Source organism: Chryseobacterium takakiae (assembly GCF_900129385.1).
Classification (GTDB): domain Bacteria; phylum Bacteroidota; class Bacteroidia; order Flavobacteriales; family Weeksellaceae; genus Chryseobacterium; species Chryseobacterium takakiae.
The window spans coordinates 21,411-38,755 of record NZ_FQVO01000003.1 but is presented as its reverse complement, the minus strand read 5'-3'; the positions used below and the strand labels follow the sequence as shown (position 1 = coordinate 38,755).

The window sequence follows — 17,345 nt, the reverse complement described above, 5'->3', positions numbered from 1 at the left end:
TTTATAGTAAAGATTGAGAACGGAAATTTATTAAAATTATTTTAAAATCTGAGCTTCAATACAATCCAGAATATCTTTAGCGACATCTTCTTTAGATTTCAGATCAAACTCTTTCTTCTCCGTGCTGGTAAATATTTTTATTTTATTGGTATCGTTCTTAAATCCGGCACCTTCATCACGCAAGGAATTCAAAACAATCATATCCAGATTTTTCTTTTCGAATTTTGCTTTGGCGTTTTCTTCTTCATTCTGGGTTTCAAGGGCAAAACCAACTAAAAACTGCCGCGTTTTCTTCTCGCCCATGGTTTTAAGAATATCCGGGTTTTTAACCAGTTCGATGGTTAAGCTGTCGTCACTCTTCTTAATTTTTTCCTTCGCAACTTCCTTAGGAGCATAATCTGCAACTGCTGCACTTGCAATTCCGATATCAACGGTATCATAGAATTCAAAAACTTTTGCCAGCATTTCTTTTGCCGAAGTCACTTTATGCAGTTCTATATTCTTACCGATCGGTTTCTCAGAACTTGGTCCCGAAATCAAAATGACCTTTGCCCCTCTTTTTGAAGCTTCCTCCGCAAGAGAAAATCCCATTTTTCCCGAAGAATGATTCCCGATGAATCGTACAGGATCAATGGCTTCATAAGTAGGACCCGCCGTAATTAAAATAGTTTTCCCTTCGAGTGTTTTCTTAGTATTTACATCAAAAAAATCTTCAATGGTTTGAGCAATGGTTGCGGGTTCAGACATTCTTCCCTGTCCGCTCAGTCCACTTGCCAGTTCGCCGGTTTCGGCAGGAATTACAATATGCCCGAAGCTTTCCGCCAGTTCGAGATTTCTTTTGGTTGAAGGATGCGCATACATATCGAGGTCCATTGCGGGAGCAATAAAAACAGGACATTTCGCTGACATATAAGTTGCAATAACAAGATTATCACACATCCCATGAACCATTTTGGAAAGCGTACCTGCTGTACAAGGCGCAACAATCATCACATCTGCCCAAAGTGCCATTTCCACATGGCTGTTCCAGGTGCCGTTGTCACTGTAGAAATCTGAATATACCGGTTTCTTAGAGAGGGTGGAAATACTCAGCTTGGTTACAAAATGTTCCGCATCAGGTGTCATAATAACCTGTACTTCTGCTCCTTTTTTAATAAAATCCCTGATCAGAAAGTGAATTTTGTACGCAGCAATTCCTCCAGAGACCGCGATGAGAATTTTTTTCCCGGAAAGGCTCATTCAATTTAAATTTTAAGAATACTAAATTACTTATTTTTTCTTACAAACCTGTTCGAACAACAAAGGTCATAAAGAAAAGATTTCCTTTATGACCTTCATTTATAAAAAATACGCTGATTCTTATTTTCTTTCTTCAGTCTTTCTGAAGTAAATATCTTCGTTCAGCCATTCTTCAATAGCAATGGAAGTTGGCTTCGGAAGCTTTTCGTAATGTTTAGAGATTTCGATCTGCTCTCTGTTTTCGAATACTTCTTCCAATGTAGAATTGTGAACAGCAAACTCATCAAGCTTATTGTGAAGTTCCGTACGGATTTCAGCATTGATCTGCTCTGCCCTTTTTCCCATGATAACAATCGCTTCGTAGATTGAGCCTACTTTGTCTTCAATCTTATCCTTATCGTAAGTAATGGTATTTACTTCTGCTTTTGTATCTTTTACACTCATTTTGAGAATATTATTTTTATTTAAGTTCGCAAATTTACGAATTATCTTTGAATTTTGAAAGTGGCTGCCGGAGGAGGTGTATTAATTGCTGCACTATCCCTCTGGATCTGCATTGCTTTCTTTTCCGCCTCTACCTGATCTTTCATCTGCTGCTCTGTTTTAAGCTTCTCATCAGTTTGTGCCTGCAGTCTTTTCTGTCTTTCGGTTAATGCGGCAATTTTGGCTTCGGTTTGCTTTTTAACAACTACAAAATCTTTCTTTTCTTTTTCGAGCTTTTCTCTGATATCAAGTGCCGTTTTGGCAAGTTCCGTATTCGGCATTTCTTTTTCGATCTGCCTTGTAAAGGCCAATGCGCTTTCAATTCGTTCATCTTTCAGATCATAAACTGATTTTGTAGCCAGCTCATACCTTGATTTGATGATATAATCATAAATCTGCGGACGAAGCTTTGTACTCGGGAAGTCCTCCAGAACATTTTCCAGTGCTACATTAGCTGCTTTGTATTCTCCCATTTTGAAGTACTGTCTGGCATTTTCATACGCTTTGAATTCAAGCTTATAAGACAGCTCATCAATCAGAGTATTGATATTTTTGGATCTTTCCGAATTCGGGTAATTATTCAGGAATTCCTGAAGCTCTGTGATGGCAGACTGTGTAGTAGACTGATCCAGGTTATAATCCATAGAACCTTCATAATAACAGAGAGCGGCCATATATGCTGCTTCTTCAGCTCTCGGATCTTTCGGGAAATTCACTGCGAAATTTTTAAACTGATTTCCTGCTAATCTGAAATTTTTATCGTAATAATTGGCATAAGCTGTATTAAATGCAACATTTGGAAAGTCATCCGTTCCTGCCACTAAATTGGCAAGCCTGTCATAAAGAGCCAATGCATTTTTCCATTTCTTTTTGGCAAAATTATCATTGGCGGTTTTTAAGATGAGATTTTTATCCGCACTTTTCATTGCTCTTTCCTGATTGCTTACGCATGATGCTACTACCGCTACAGCAAAAAGACCTAAAATATATTTTTTCATATAAAAAATTCAACAGTTTTCGGATGATACAGCCGATTTACTAATTTGCAAAAATATAACTTTTTTGTCAATAGATTTTTTTTTATGATTATTTAACGTAATTTTAGTCTGCAGCGTATCCCAAAATTGCAAAAACACTCATTAAGAGATTCATTCTTACTTTTTTTTCGGCTTCTTTGGAATAGGTTTCCTCACTTTTATTAGGAACATAAAGTTCATAAAAATTTCTATTCCGGATTACAAATAAAGTAGAACCAATAATGGTGGTGAGAATATCTTCTGGTTTTGGGGTAAAGGTGAAAACGCCGGAAGTAACTCCTTTTTTAATCACTTCATCCAGTTTTTTGACAAACAGCTGATAGAAATCCATTAACTCATCTTTGAGATTTTCCGTATGACGGAGTTCCTGGGTAACAAATCCGTGAAAGTAATTATACCTAAACAACTGTGCGACAATATACTTGATGATTTCTTTCATTTGCATTTCCGGTTTCCCGTCTTTAATAGTATCTGCAAATTCGGAAAAATTTTCTCTTGTTTTCAGCACCCGATACTGATAAAGATAAGACATCATTTTTTCTTTAGACCCGAAATAATAGGAGATCATGGCAACGTTGATGTTTGCTTTGGAGCAGATATCTCTTACGGAGGTACCCTCGTAGCCTTTTTTTGCAATCAGCTCTTCGGCAATGTCTAAAATATGTATTTGTTTTTCTGTAAATTTTTTCTTCATGCAATGCACTTTGAAGTAAAGTTAAGAAATTTTTAACAGATTTTATAAACGTTCGTTTAAGAATTTACGCAAGATGTAAATTAATAGTATTTTTGAATATGGAATTTTTTGATTTTCATCATCATAAGAAAGATATTTCTTTCGGAATTTATAATCTGGACCTGAATAGCTTACCGACTGATATTCCGTACTCCATTGGAATCCACCCTAAAGCTATTAACATCAGAATGCTTGAAAAGCAGTTTCAGTGGATTGAATCTAATATTACAGAAAACTGTATTGCTGTTGGAGAATGCGGATTGGATTCTTTTGCAGAAGCCGATCTGAAAACACAGGAAGATGTTTTTCTGAGACAGATCAGGATTTCCAACAGTATTAAAAAACCTGTCATCATTCATTGTGTGCGAAAATTTTATGAAGTGATTTCTTTTAAGAAATATGCCGAACAGCCGATGATTATTCATGGTTTTAATAAAAAAGAACGTATTGCGGAAGATCTGCTGAACAATAATTTTTACCTGAGTTTTGGAAAAGCGGTTTTGTATAATTTATCTTTGCAAAATACTTTGAAAATTACTCCTTTAAACAAAATATTTTTAGAGACCGATAATGATGATTTCAATATCGAAGATCTGTATCTTAAGGTTGCCGGAATAAAGAATATTTCGGCAGAGGAATTACATCAACAAATTTTAGAAAATTTAGAGACAATAAAAAATGGATAAATACTGGCTGGAAAGAACGGAGCTTTTGATCAAGGAAGAAGGACTTGAAAAACTAACAAATGCGAATGTACTGGTTGTAGGTTTAGGGGGTGTCGGTTCTTTTGCCGCAGAGTTTCTTGCAAGGGCCGGAGTCGGCAATATGACGATTGTAGACGGTGATACGGTAGACATCACGAATATCAACCGACAATTGCCTGCTTTGCATTCAACCGTAGGAAAACATAAAGTGGAAGTAGTGGCAGAAAGACTTTTAGATATCAATCCCAGGCTTCATTTAACCAAAATCAATGAATTCCTGAACCCGGAAAGGATGGATCAGGTTCTTGATGAAGGGAAATTTGACTACATTCTTGATTGTATTGACAGTGTAACTCCAAAACTAACCTTGTTAATTGCCGCCCGAAGAAGAAAAATAAAAGTGGTAAGCTCAATGGGAGCGGGCGGAAAAACCGATCCGAGTAAAGTGATGGTACGGGATATCAGTAAAACCCATAACTGCTACCTTGCAAAACAGGTACGGAAAAGACTTAAAAAAGAAAAAATCAACAAAGGAATCCGCTGTGTTTTTTCCAATGAAATCCAGAATGAAGAAAGTTTAAAGATGACTGACGGAACTAATTATAAGAGATCTTTTTACGGAACCATCAGCTTTATTCCTGCAATTTTCGGATTGTATGCAGCAGCAGAGGTAATTAATTACCTGGTGAAAAAAGATTAAAATTCTCTTATATTTACGCTGTAAATGACAAACTTTAAATATCCCAGAGCTGAAAAGCTTAAAAAAAACACAGAGATTTCTTTACTTTTTGAAAAAGGTAAATGGCGAAGCAATGGGAACCTGAGAATTATTATCCTGAAAGATAAGCCTGCCGCACCTGTTGAACATCCGAAGTTTGCGGTATCGGTTTCAAAAAGATATTTTAAAAGAGCGGTACACAGAAACCGGGTGAAAAGGCTGCTCCGAGAATGTTACCGGCTGAATAAAGATCTTTTCAAGGAAAGCTTCGGGGAAAAAACAATGGCCATGCTTTTCTGGGTATGTCCTGAAATGCCTGAGAAGTTTCAGGATGTTGAAGAGCAGTTTGTCAAACTTTGCCAGTCTATGAAAAAAGGTTCTTAACAATTGTGATTTAAAATCATTATCAGCATAAATAATTGGGGCGGAAAATTTCCGCCCCAATTATTTTATTTCTTTGTATAGTTCCCTATTATAATTCCTAAAGGACCGATTACAGGAAAAAAAATTAATGCCAAATAAGGCAATATACCGGATCTGTTTTTAAAAAGAACCACTATTGCTGCTGCATATAATACAGCGATGAATATCAAAACAGTGAGTATCTGAAAAGCGTTTATGGATAATATATTCATAGATTTATCCTTTGGTTCTGAAATCTTTTATTTCCTGAATTCTGTTTTCGTAATACTCTTTCTTTTCAGGGGTTTTCTTAATAAGAGTTTCGAAAGCTTTAATCGCTTTTGTATAAAGTTTTTGTTCAAAATAAAGGTTAGCAAGGGTCTCCGTCATCAGATGAGAAATATCGTCTCCTTTTTCTTTTACGATAAAATTACTTTCCTCCTTCAGCTGGCTGATTTTGGGATTATTCTCAATAAAAGTCTCAATGACCTTATTTTTAACTTCTATTTTATCTTGCTTTGTTTCCGAAGATCTGTCAATTTTCAGCCAGCTTTGCCAGGTATTGATGAATCCCGGAACATTGCTGTCAAGAAGATTGGATTTCCTGTCTTCCACTACATTTTCGACAGAAGAGTTTGCCTCTGCTGCCTGCTGTTTATTTTCCTGCTGTATTTCTGCTTTTTGCTCTTTCTTTTCCGGTTGAGGAATCGTCCATCCGGAGCTAAAAAATGACACATTCATCACCGGTGCTTCCTCCTTATTCTCCTTCTCTATTTCAACAGCTGTATCTTCTGTAGATTCTGTAAGCTCTTCCGGCTCCGCAGAGACACTTTCAGCAGGTTTGATAATTTCCGTTGTCTCTACTGAAACCGTTTCTTCAGGAATTTCTCTTTGAACAGCTTCTGCTTTGGCTTCGGTAGAAATTTCCGGCTGTGGCTGAATCGTTTCTACGGGTTTATTTAATAAAGAATCAGGAAGATTGGACTCGAATGACATTGGCTTCCATGCAGTATTGACTTCCGGACTTTCTTCAACGTCCGTTATTTTTTCTTCTGACACTTCTTTTGCCGCCGTTTCAGAAGACTCGGACCGAACATTGATTTCAATAACTGATTCTTTAGTTGCTTGCTCCGATTTTGGCTCTTCAGGCTTTACCTCAAAGCTTTGTGTTTCCGAAAAGCTGATATCGTATCCTGTTTCTTCCGGTTCTTCTTTTTTAGATATTACGGAGACTGCTTTCTCTTTCATTTTTTTCTCAACCTCTTCAATCAGTCTGCGCATTTCATCTTCATGCTTACTTAAATTCGGCTGGGAAATTTCCGTTATTTTTTCACCCGTGTTCGGCTGTATTTTTACTTCAGGCAGGAAGGAATCCATTCCATGAAAGCTTAATTCGGAATCATCATGAAGCGTTTCTTTTTCTTCAGAAGAAATTTTATCTTCATTAATAATGGTTTCCGGCGTGAAGTAGGCAACTTCTTCCGTTTTGTTTAAAAAATCATCTGGTTTGTGCGCTTCTTTATTTTCTTCTTCAGTTTCATTTTGAGCAATCTGAACTTCCGGAAGAAATGATCCGGTTTCATGGAAACTTAATTCAGCATTATCTAAAACCTCATCTTTTTCGGATTCGGAATATATTTTCTCTTCTTCAATAATGGTTTCCGGCGTGAAATTTTCAGCCTCTTCATTTTCCTGAATATTGTCCTGATTTTCTACAGATACTTCTTCTTTTTTATCCAATTTATGGGTAATGATAGAGCCGGATTCCAAGGTAGATTCCAGATCAATCACCTCAACACTTTCATCTTCAAGAAAATTTTCTTCCCCTTCAAATAAAATCCTGTTTCTTTCTCCGTTTACAAAAACTTCTTTGGCTTCAGGTTTAGGTTCCGGAGGAATTCCAAAACTGTTTTCATTTTCGATAACTTCTTCTGCCGTCTCTTCAACCGTTTCAGACCGATTTTTTGAAACGGGTTCTTCTTCTCTTTTTAAAGGAAAAACAGAAGCTTTAGAACGCAACAAAAGCTGAAGCGGATTTTCTGCGGGGATGATTTTTTCTCGTATCGTTTCCGCAGGAGTTTCTGCTTTGGGTTTCTGTTGAATTTTACCGTTAATCAGCTGATAAAGGATTTTTTTATCGGTTGTATAGGCCGCTGTGGTGGAGAGCACTTTCTGATAGTTTTCTTTATCGTACAAATGAACTCCATACAAGTACAATGCTCTGATATTTTGAATATAGGGAAAAGAATTAATTTCCTCTTTCAGAAGATTGAGATCTTCGGATTGAATGCTTTTCGGGGTCTTTAATAATTCTAAAACTCTATGATTCATCTTACCAGTTCGCTACAATGTCGTTAAATATCTTGTTAATAATCCTGTCGGTCGCAATTTTCACCTGAGAACTTTCGATATCAGATTGCGATAAATTACTGTTGAATACCGCTTCATCAGAATATGACCTGTCAAAGCTCAGCTCAGGGTGGAGCCTGTTTTCATAATGTACTTTTACCGTAATGGTGAGTTTATTCTGAGACTCCTGAATTACTCCTCCCGTATTTTGATTGGTTACGGTATTGGAGCTGATGGTTGTAGGCGTGATGGAATAATCCGTAATCTCACCTTCCACCAGAATATCCGGATTTTCTTTTGTTCCTTTTAATGTTGTCCTTTGTAAAAACCTGTTCTGAATGTCTGTTGAGAACTGCTGCGAAAGCGTAGGATTTACCAAAGGGGCGTTGTTCGGGAACTCATTAATCTGAATGGTCTTTTCATCTTTAAGAGATGACCCCGTGAATGTGTAGCACGAATTCAGCACCGACAAACACAACAGCAAAAGCCAGAATTTTGGCCGCCCGATTTTACTATTTTTAATTTTAAAGCTCATTTTTAATTCCAATTTCCTGAATTTCATCATAGGTAACCTGCTTCAATGCATCTTCATAGGCAAAGTAATGAGAAGCATAAGCGAAAGGTATGGTAAAAATCACCCCGATAACACAGGCGATCACTCCTAATTGCGATAAAAATCCTACCGCCAAAGAGTATAAAAAGATTGACAATAGATTTCCTTTAGTCATTACGGAAGAGATTTTCCATGCTTCTTTAATATCTATGATTCTCCCTAGAGAAATTAAAGCAGGCATATAGAATCCTTTCAGACAAACAATTAATATCGCTATATAAACGAATATCATATAAATTACAAATAACGCGGGCGGACCTGCAGAAGGGTCTCTGTCTGCCATCATTGGGATCATGAACAGCATCGGGATATAGATTACCATCATTCCGCCTAATAAAACCAATTGTATCAGAAAATAAGGTGTGAAATCATCAAAATTAAAAATATCTCCTGCGCTTACATTTCTTCCTGCCCTCAAATCACGACAATATTTATAAAAATTGCCTATTGCCAAAAGACCACAAAAAGGGATGATGGACATGATCATCGCAAGCAGAAAAGCTCCCAGCAAGCTTCCAAAATTTGCTTTGTAAAACTCATATCCGTTACTGATGTATTCTCCTAATTTGAAATTGACAGGCTTTGCGTTAAGTCTAATCATGATTATTATTCTTCTAAGTTATATTGTTTTATTTTTCTGTACAGGGTTCTTTGGGAAATTCCCAATTCATCTGCCGCTTTGTTTCTTCTTCCTTTATGTTTTTCTAATGCTTTAATAATGAGATCCTTTTCATTGTTCTGAAGTGATAAGGATTCCGGTTTTTGGTCTTCAATTTCTATATCCTCCACATCTTCATAGCTGTCGTCCTGCCCGGAAATGATGGTAGGATTCTGAATTACCGGTGTGTCATTATTTTTGTTTTCAAAATACAGCAATGAATTCGGCGCTATATTCTGCTGACTTTCAGGAGTGTAAATCCTGTTGATGAGATTTTTCTCATGATTGCTCAGATCAGATGCGCCACGGTTTTTTATCAATTCCGAAGTTAAGGATTTTAAATCATTAATATCGTTTCTCATATCAAAGAGAATTTTGTACATAATTTCCCTTTCGCTTCCAAAATCACTTTGCTTTTGGGTATTAGGCGTATTTACAACCATTGGAAGATGAGATTCCATGGGAATATATTCTGCCAGCTTTTCGGGTGTAACGTGTCTGTTCCTTTCGACAACGGTCATCTGCTCAACAAGATTTCTTAGCTGACGCACATTTCCGGGGAATGTATAATTTTCAATATAATGCACCGCTCCCGGTTCCAGTTCCAGTTCCGGCATTCTGTATTTTTCGGCAAAATCGATGGCAAATTTCCTGAATAACAGATGAATATCTCCTTTTCTTTCTCGTAAAGGCGGCATATCGATCTGAACCGTATTTAAACGATAATACAAATCTTCCCGGAATCTTCCGTCCTGGATAGCCTTCATCATATTGACATTGGTTGCGGCAACAATTCTTACATTCGTTTTTTGAACCTGTGAAGAGCCCACTTTCATGAATTCCCCGCTCTCCAGCACTCTTAAAAGACGCACTTGTGTTTGTAATGGCAATTCTCCTACCTCATCAAGGAAAATGGTTCCTCCGTCTGCCACCTCGAAATATCCTTTTCTGGTTGCCGTGGCGCCTGTAAACGCTCCTTTTTCGTGCCCGAATAATTCCGAATCGATGGTTCCTTCCGGAATTGCTCCACAGTTGACAACAATATATGGCTGGTGTTTTCTTTTGGATTCTGAATGAATAATTTTAGGAATAAATTCTTTCCCGACACCACTTTCCCCGATCACAAGAACGGATATGTCTGTTGGTGCTACCTGAATAGCTTTTTCCAAAGCACGGTTTAAAGCCGGAAAATTTCCGATAATTCCGAAACGGTTTTTTATATTTTGAAGCTCGTTGCTCATAAGTAAAGTTTTTAGATTATTTTTTTACAGTTTTACTGTAAGATGTAAGTTAAAATATTTGACTTTTGTCTGAATGAATTAACCTATTACCCTTAAATAATCCTTATTTCTGACTTTTGAAACCTTAGTTTTAAAATATAAATTAATAGCAAAGAGGTTTTCTTTACTGCTTTTTTCGAAATTGTAAAGGAGCAGCTGATGTTTTTGCTTTTCGGCAATATCTGCTCCGTATTTATTTTTAAAAGAAAATTTTTGTTCCTGACCAGGATGGCTTCGTCCAATAAGATCAACAGCATTTTCTTTGTGGCTGATTGTAAAATTCCTTACGGATCTTTTATGAACACCAAATCCTTTAGAAGCTTCATGGTCCTGCTGCAAAATCTGGCTGTAAAGCCTGTACAACTGCTGACAATCGTCGTTTTCCACAGAACTATTGTTGACCTGCGCCGAGATGTTAGTACAGATGATTACCAACAATACACTTAGGCAATATTTATGAAGCTTTTCCATTGTCTGAGTTTAAAATGTTAATAAAATCCGGTTTTCAATTTCATAGAATTTTCTTTCATTAGGATCTTTTATCCTCATTAATTTTAAATAGTGAGACCATGAAAGATTGAAATTAACAGAAGTTGTCTGTTGAATTATATTTGATGATTTCGTCAACAGTGTTAACGAAATTTGTTCAGAATAAGTTTTATAGAAAAACCGCATTCTATCAAGGTTTTCTACTGAGAAACCTCTTCCAAACCTCTTATCGGTAAGGTGCAAAGACAAATCTTTAAAAACAGCTTTTCCATATTCTGCTCTATTTTCCCCATTCTGTTCATCCTCCACAATCATTCTTCCTATTTCATAATAGGTAAGCACGATGGTTTGATTTACAGCCACAGCAACTTTTTTTCTTGCATTATCGAGTAATGAAGAAATATTTTGTAAAAGTTGTGTATTTTGTAAATCTTTCATCTGAAAGAATATATTCTAAATTTTATTTTATCATTGAATTGCACGCAGCACGACTTGAGTGACTAAAAAGATAGTCCTTCGACAAGCTTAGGATAAACTCTGAAGCTGCCCAAATAATCTATTTTACCGTTTCTCCTAAAAGTGTGCCCTGTGTGTTATCAAAAACAAAAACATCCACCAGGTCACCAATTTTCTGACCTTCCAGTTTATCGAATACACAAACTGCATTCTGGGAATTTCTTCCTTTCCATTGGTTTTCGTTCTTTTTGGAAGTTCCTTCAATTAAAATCTGATGCACTCTTCCTACATAGGACTTCATTCTTTTCCTGGACAATTCTCCCTGTAAAGCAATGACTTCCGCCAAACGTCTCTGTTTAACATCAGCCGGAATATTGTCTTCCATTTTTTTGTGAGCAGGGGTTCCCGGTCTTTCCGAGTAGGCAAACATATAACCGTAGTCGTATTCTACTTCTTTCATCAGGCTTAAGGTATCCTGGTGATCTTCCTCCGTTTCATTGCAGAAACCAACGATCATATCCTGAGAAAAAGCAACTTCAGGAACGATTTCTTTGGCTTTTTTAATTAAATCCAAATATTCTTCGCGGGTATGTTGCCTGTTCATCGCTGCAAGCATATTATTGCTTCCGCTCTGAACCGGTAAATGAACATATTTGCAGATATTTTCATGCTTTGCCATCATTCTGAAAACATCAAGACTCATATCCTGAGGATTTGAAGTTGAAAAACGGATTCTCATCTGAGGTACCGCCTTTGCAACCCAATCTAATAATTGGGCAAAATTCACAGCCGTAGCTTTCTGCATTTCAGATGCTTTGGCGAAGTCTTTTTTCGGGCCGCCCCCGTACCAAAGGTAAGAGTCTACATTCTGTCCCAAAAGTGTTATTTCCTTATATCCGCTCTCCCAAAGACTTTTACATTCTTCTAAAATTGAATGCGGATCACGGCTTCTTTCGCGACCTCTGGTGAAAGGAACCACACAGAAAGTACACATATTATCGCAGCCTCTGGTAATAGTCACATAAGCCGTAACCCCGTTCCCTCCGAGACGAACAGGATTGATATCCGCATACGTTTCTTCCTTGGAAAGAATCACGTTGATGGCATCTCTACCATCTTCGGTTTCTTTCAACAAGTTAGGCAAATCACGATATGCATCAGGCCCCACAACAAGGTCTACCAATTGTTCTTCTTCCAGGAATTTTGTTTTCAGCCTTTCCGCCATGCATCCTAAAACACCAACTGTCATATTGGGTTTTTCTTTTTTCAGGTTTTTGAATTGGGAAAGACGCATTCTTACCGTCTGCTCTGCTTTTTCACGGATAGAACATGTATTGAGAAGAATAAGATCCGCTTCTTCAACTTTAAGGGTTGTATTGTATCCCTGTTCATTGAGGATGGATGCAACAATCTCGGAGTCAGAGAAATTCATCTGACACCCATAGCTTTCCAGAAATAATTTCTTAGAATTGCCGTCTTTTTCGGCAATGGCAAAAGCTTCCCCCTGTTTTGTTTCGTCTATATATTTTTCCTGCACGATAATCGAATTTGAGGTTTTAAATTTAAGGTTTAGAGCACATTACTTTGAACTCTAAACATAAAACTCTAAACCAATGAATTTGCAAAGATACAAAATATTGTGACAGAATGTCAGGAGATCAATTTTCTTTAATGTAAAAAATAGATTGTCTATTGTGCATTGAATCTGATTGGAAATCTAAAGTATCGTTTCACAGGAATCCCTTTATATAAGCCCGGTTTCCAGTAAGATTTTTTTGTATTTGATGCACATTTCACAACCATATCATTAAACTGATCCAGATTAGATTGGTTTTCAATATAAAAAAAGCCTGCTTCACCATTGGTATCTACATCGAAATTGATGATAAATGAATAGTCTCCAATAGGATTATATCCATTTATGTCGAAACATTTGGTGAAATTTTCCCTAAACTTCATAATGTTGCTCTCTTTATCTTTGTACATATAAACAGGCATTGTAAAATCGGATTCGTTCACTGGATTTTTGAATAGAAGATCGTCGTAGAAGATCCCAAGAAACATGGCAGCTGTCTTTTTCCCGTCTACTTCGGCTGCTTTCCATTTTGTTGTTTGTTTAATTGCATTCAGAACTTTGTCTTTCATGCATTTGTTATTTTCCACTGCTTTTGTGTCCGGATCAGAAACATACTTTACGGTATTATCAGGATACACGATAAATCTCATGAACAGAACTTCAGTTTTCTCGCAAGCCTTGTAATTGTTTTTTTTAACAACTTGCTGAAGATCACCGTAAAAGCCTTGTCTTCCTCCTTCATAAAAATCCTGATCTTTAGGATATTCATATAAAACCTGGCCGTTAATACATGCGGTAATAATGAGCCCAATTAATAGAAAAAATTTATTCATGGTTAAAGTTGAGTTACACATCTGTTGCGATGGTAGATAAATTCATTTTAATTTTGATTTGCGATGTTACCGGCTTTCCATTGCAGGTTGCAGGAATCCAGCTTTTTTTAATTCTTCTTACAATATATTTCATATCATCAAAGAATACACGGCTGTTGGCAACTTTAGGAGATCCTTCAATATCGGTAACTTTCCCATTTTGGTCTACCGTAATGGTAAATGTAAACTCTCCGTTCAGAACATAAAAATCGGTATTGAGATAGACATACATGTATTTTCTGAGGATTTCTTTATAGGCAGGAATTCCTCCTTCAAAAGAAGCAGCTTTGAAGTCATTACAATTTTTTACGGCCACCTGCAGCAATGGTTCTTTAATTTCTATTTTTAAAATGCTCCTGTTATTTTCCGTAATAAAATCATCGTCCCTGTCTTCTACATCAAACTGAGCAGATACAAAGCCAGACGTTAGAAGTGCTGATAAAAACAAAATAGTTTTCATAGGATATTTACAATTTAATATAACAAAGATACTATTTATCCTGCTTAAAGAAAAAGCTCCATACAAAGTATGAAGCTGCTTCTTTACAAAATATCTTTAATGTGCTTAAAATTACTTTTCACGGTATCCAGCGCTTCTTCCATTTTTCCGCCGAGCATCAGCTGAGCCATTGATTTCGTCATTCCGAGAACCTGGTCAAATTCAATCTTTGGAGGTAAAGCTAAAGCGTTAGGATTGGTAAAAATATTCAGTAGATAAGGCCCATTGTAATCGAGACATTCTTTAATAGCTGTTTCTACGTCTTCGGGTTTATGAACATTTTTTCCGGGATATCCCATAGCATGGGCAATCATTGCAAAATCCGGGTTTACCATATCCGTTTCATTATCAGGCATGCCTCCCACTTCCATTTCCAGTTTTACCATTCCCAACGATCTGTTGTTAAAAACAATAAGTTTTATGGGAAGTTTATACTGAAAGATGGTTGCCATATCTCCCAAAAGCATCGAAAGCCCGCCATCGCCACACATCGCAATGACCTGTCTTCCGGGATAAGCCAGGGAGGCACCAATTGCCATCGGCATGGCATTCGCCATAGAACCGTGATTAAAGGAGCCCAGCATTTTTCTCTGCCCGGTTCCGGTAATATATCTTGCTCCCCAGACGCAGCACATTCCCGTATCTACCGTAAAAACTGTATCTTTTTTTGCTAATTTATCTAAAGTATAGGTTACAAATTCGGGTTGAATACCATTTTCCGTTCCGGGATCTTTTACATAAGTCAACTGATTTTCTTTCACCTTATCATAAAATTCCAATTGCTGTTTAAGGAAATCCGTATCTGTTTTTTCTTTTAGTAACGGAAGTAATGCCTTAATGGTTTCTTTCACATCACCTGTAAGTCCCAATTCCAGCTTTGCTCTTCTTCCCAATCGTTCCGGACTTTCATCAATCTGAACAATTTTATTTTTAACAGGCATGAATTTCTCATAGGGGAAATCGGTGCCTAAAAGAAGTAAGAGATCCGCTTCATGCATGGCATGATAGGCAGAAGGCAATCCTAAAAGCCCGGTAAGTCCTACCTCATTTGGGTTATTAGGCTGAATCGCCATTTTGCCCCGAAAAGAATATCCCACCGGTGCTTTCAGATGTTTTGATAATTCTACCACTTCCGGATTGGCATTTTCTGCGCCAATTCCACAATAGATTGTGACTTTTTTACTTTCGTTGATCAGCCCGGCCAATTGGTTTAATTCTTCATCAGACGGACGTATCACCGGATTTGTTTTAAAAATTTTGTTTGATGTGGTCGCTTCTTCCGCATCCAGTTCAGAGACATCGCCCGGAAGACCGATCACCGCCACTCCCTTTTTAGAAACGGCATGCTGAATGGCAGTCTGCACCGTTCTCTGCACCTGCTCCGGTCTTGTAATCATCTGATTGTAATGGCTGCAATCGTCAAAAAGTTTGATGGTATTGGTTTCCTGAAAATAATCCATTCCCATTTCATTACTTGGAATTGTGGAGGCAATAACCAGCATTGGAACATGGGAACGATGGGCTTCATACACTCCGTTGATGAGATGCACATGTCCCGGGCCACAACTTCCTGCACATACAGCAAAACCGTCCAGTTCAGCTTCTGCGGCAGCGGCATATGCGCCGGCTTCTTCATGCCTTACATGAATCCATTCGATACTGCTTTTTTTAACAGCGATATTTAAGTGATTGAGACTGTCTCCGGTAACGGCGTAAATTCTTTTAACATTGGCGTTTTCGAGCATTTCTACAATCTGCTCTGCTATGTTTTTGGCCATAACTAATATTTTTTGGTGTTATTTTTAATGTGACTATGGAATTGGTCAACTTAATGTTGTAAAGATTATGCCATTAACAAATGTAAGATTATCAGATTCAAAATAAAAATTGAAAATAAAAAACTCCGCAAAAAATGCGGAGCCTTGTTATTATTAAATTACTTCAATCTGATTTTTCAGAAGATCTTCAAATTCATCCCTTTTTCTGATGAGGTGTGCTTTTCCGTCTAAGAATAATACTTCAGCAGGTTTTAGTCTTGAATTAAAATTAGAACTCATTTCAAAACCGTAAGCTCCTGCATTGTGGAATGCCAGAATATCACCTTCTCGCACTTCATTTAGTTTTCTGTCCCAGGCAAAAGTATCGGTTTCACAGATATTTCCCACTACGGTATAAATTCTTTCCGCACCTTTTGGATTGGATAAATTTTCAATAACATGATACGAATCATAGAACATCGGACGAATCAGGTGGTTAAAACCGGAATTCACTCCCACAAAAACCGTTGCCGTCGTCTGCTTGATGACATTCGCTTTCACCAAAAGATAACCGCTCTTCCCCACTAAAAATTTTCCTGGTTCAAACCAAAGCTCAAACTTTTTCCCTGTGGATTTTGAGAATTCGGCAATTACTTTTTCTACTTTTTTGCCCAGTGTTTTTACATCCGTTTCTTCTTCGGTATCCTGATATGGAATTTTGAAGCCGCTTCCCATATCCAGGTATTTCAGATTCGGGAAATGTTCAGACAATTCAAGCATGATCTCCAAAGCCTGCAGGAAAACATCCGGATCTTTGATCTCGCTTCCCGTATGCATGTGAAGGCCTTCCACATTCAGATTGGTAGATTTCATTACCCTTTCGATGTGGCGAACCTGGTGAATGGAAATCCCGAACTTGCTGTCGATATGTCCTGTTGAAATTTTATAGTTTCCTCCCGCAAAAATATGCGGGTTGATTCTTACTAAAATCGGATAGGTATTGCCATATTTATTTCCAAACTGCTCAAGAATGGAGATGTTATCGATATTAATATGCACCCCGAAAGTCATGGCTTCTTCAATTTCTGCAAGATCCACACAATTCGGCGTGAATAATATTTTTTCTTTGGTAAATCCGGCCTTTAGGCCCAGCTTCACTTCATTAATCGATACGCAATCCAAAGAAGCACCCAGGTTCTTGACATACTTCAGGATATTGATATTAGTCAACGCCTTCGCAGCATAGAAGAACTTTGTGTGTTTAAGAAAAGATGATGTAAGTTTTTCGTATTGGGTTTTAATCGATTCAGCATCGTAAACGTACACCGGTGTACCAAACTCATTGGCAATCTTCAGTAATTCTTTTGGATTCATAATTAAATTAAGTAAACGTATTTGTGTTTATTATTAAAGCACAAAGGTAAGAAGAAATTCTTTATCATTTAAAATCAATTACATGGAAGATTATTCTTTTATTTCG

At 37.2% G+C, this 17,345-nt stretch carries 18 protein-coding genes; 3 read left to right on the top strand and 15 right to left on the bottom strand.

From position 1 onward, the window contains the following. Positions 1 to 36 precede the first annotated feature (36 nt). The 4 genes from coaBC to BUA76_RS05105 form a co-directional block, all read right to left on the bottom strand. Positions 37 to 1,239: a bifunctional phosphopantothenoylcysteine decarboxylase/phosphopantothenate--cysteine ligase CoaBC gene (gene coaBC / locus BUA76_RS05120; RefSeq protein ID WP_072883747.1), complete on the bottom strand. Its 1,203-nt coding sequence runs from the start codon at positions 1,237 to 1,239 to the stop codon at positions 37 to 39. Between the two features lie 120 nt (positions 1,240 to 1,359). Further along, the gene (locus BUA76_RS05115) at positions 1,360 to 1,683 is read right to left on the bottom strand and encodes a DNA-directed RNA polymerase subunit omega (RefSeq protein WP_027378789.1); all 324 of its coding nucleotides are present in this window, start codon (positions 1,681 to 1,683) and stop codon (positions 1,360 to 1,362) included. A 41-nt stretch (positions 1,684 to 1,724) separates the two neighbouring features. Then, positions 1,725 to 2,720 (bottom strand): outer membrane protein assembly factor BamD, encoded by a 996-nt coding sequence (gene bamD, locus BUA76_RS05110; protein ID WP_072883746.1) that lies wholly within the window; start codon positions 2,718 to 2,720, stop codon positions 1,725 to 1,727. A gap of 103 nt (positions 2,721 to 2,823) precedes the next feature. Beyond that, positions 2,824 to 3,453: a TetR/AcrR family transcriptional regulator gene (locus BUA76_RS05105; protein ID WP_072883745.1), complete on the bottom strand. Its 630-nt coding sequence runs from the start codon at positions 3,451 to 3,453 to the stop codon at positions 2,824 to 2,826. 98 nt (positions 3,454 to 3,551) lie between these two features. Between BUA76_RS05105 and BUA76_RS05100 the strand changes: the two genes are divergently transcribed. From BUA76_RS05100 to rnpA, 3 genes are read left to right on the top strand one after another with little or no spacing between them, the layout of a single operon-like run. After that, positions 3,552 to 4,178 (top strand): TatD family hydrolase, encoded by a 627-nt coding sequence (locus tag BUA76_RS05100; protein ID WP_072883744.1) that lies wholly within the window; start codon positions 3,552 to 3,554, stop codon positions 4,176 to 4,178. Next, complete coding sequence (locus tag BUA76_RS05095) at positions 4,171 to 4,896, top strand: tRNA threonylcarbamoyladenosine dehydratase (protein WP_072883743.1); 726 nt, start codon at positions 4,171 to 4,173, stop codon at positions 4,894 to 4,896. The genes BUA76_RS05100 and BUA76_RS05095 overlap by 8 nt, the downstream gene beginning before the upstream one ends. Positions 4,897 to 4,920: 24 nt before the next feature. Next, positions 4,921 to 5,298, top strand: a complete 378-nt coding sequence (gene rnpA, locus BUA76_RS05090; protein WP_072883742.1) for a ribonuclease P protein component — start codon at positions 4,921 to 4,923, stop codon at positions 5,296 to 5,298. Positions 5,299 to 5,553: 255 nt separating this feature from the next. On the opposite strand, the gene BUA76_RS05080 is transcribed toward rnpA, so the two are convergent. From BUA76_RS05080 to lysA, 11 genes are all read right to left on the bottom strand, one after another. Continuing rightward, positions 5,554 to 7,647, bottom strand: coding sequence for a hypothetical protein (locus BUA76_RS05080; RefSeq protein WP_072883740.1), 2,094 nt, complete (start codon positions 7,645 to 7,647; stop codon positions 5,554 to 5,556). A gap of 1 nt (position 7,648) precedes the next feature. After that, complete coding sequence (locus BUA76_RS05075; protein WP_072884002.1) at positions 7,649 to 8,200, bottom strand: LptE family protein; 552 nt, start codon at positions 8,198 to 8,200, stop codon at positions 7,649 to 7,651. Then, positions 8,190 to 8,879 (bottom strand): hypothetical protein, encoded by a 690-nt coding sequence (locus BUA76_RS05070; protein WP_072883739.1) that lies wholly within the window; start codon positions 8,877 to 8,879, stop codon positions 8,190 to 8,192. The genes BUA76_RS05075 and BUA76_RS05070 overlap by 11 nt, the downstream gene beginning before the upstream one ends. 5 nt (positions 8,880 to 8,884) lie before the next feature. Next, positions 8,885 to 10,177 carry a sigma-54 interaction domain-containing protein gene (locus BUA76_RS05065; protein WP_072883738.1) on the bottom strand — a complete coding sequence of 431 codons (1,293 nt, stop codon included), beginning with the start codon at positions 10,175 to 10,177 and terminating at the stop codon, positions 8,885 to 8,887. Between the two features lie 78 nt (positions 10,178 to 10,255). Then, the gene (locus BUA76_RS05060) at positions 10,256 to 10,687 is read right to left on the bottom strand and encodes a hypothetical protein (RefSeq protein ID WP_072883737.1); all 432 of its coding nucleotides are present in this window, start codon (positions 10,685 to 10,687) and stop codon (positions 10,256 to 10,258) included. A 9-nt stretch (positions 10,688 to 10,696) separates the two neighbouring features. Then, entirely contained in the window at positions 10,697 to 11,143 is a 447-nt protein-coding gene (locus BUA76_RS05055) for a DUF1016 N-terminal domain-containing protein (protein ID WP_072883736.1), read from the bottom strand. A 118-nt stretch (positions 11,144 to 11,261) separates the two neighbouring features. After that, the gene (gene miaB / locus BUA76_RS05050) at positions 11,262 to 12,698 is read right to left on the bottom strand and encodes a tRNA (N6-isopentenyl adenosine(37)-C2)-methylthiotransferase MiaB (RefSeq protein WP_072883735.1); all 1,437 of its coding nucleotides are present in this window, start codon (positions 12,696 to 12,698) and stop codon (positions 11,262 to 11,264) included. Positions 12,699 to 12,850: 152 nt separating this feature from the next. Next, positions 12,851 to 13,570 (bottom strand): hypothetical protein, encoded by a 720-nt coding sequence (locus BUA76_RS05045; protein WP_143149864.1) that lies wholly within the window; start codon positions 13,568 to 13,570, stop codon positions 12,851 to 12,853. 13 nt (positions 13,571 to 13,583) lie between these two features. After that, the gene (locus BUA76_RS05040; RefSeq protein ID WP_072883733.1) at positions 13,584 to 14,069 is read right to left on the bottom strand and encodes an energy transducer TonB; all 486 of its coding nucleotides are present in this window, start codon (positions 14,067 to 14,069) and stop codon (positions 13,584 to 13,586) included. An 83-nt stretch (positions 14,070 to 14,152) separates the two neighbouring features. Next, positions 14,153 to 15,886: a thiamine pyrophosphate-dependent enzyme gene (locus BUA76_RS05035; protein WP_072883732.1), complete on the bottom strand. Its 1,734-nt coding sequence runs from the start codon at positions 15,884 to 15,886 to the stop codon at positions 14,153 to 14,155. A 153-nt stretch (positions 15,887 to 16,039) separates the two neighbouring features. After that, complete coding sequence (gene lysA / locus BUA76_RS05030) at positions 16,040 to 17,239, bottom strand: diaminopimelate decarboxylase (protein ID WP_178337301.1); 1,200 nt, start codon at positions 17,237 to 17,239, stop codon at positions 16,040 to 16,042. Between the last annotated feature and the right edge of the window lie 106 nt (positions 17,240 to 17,345).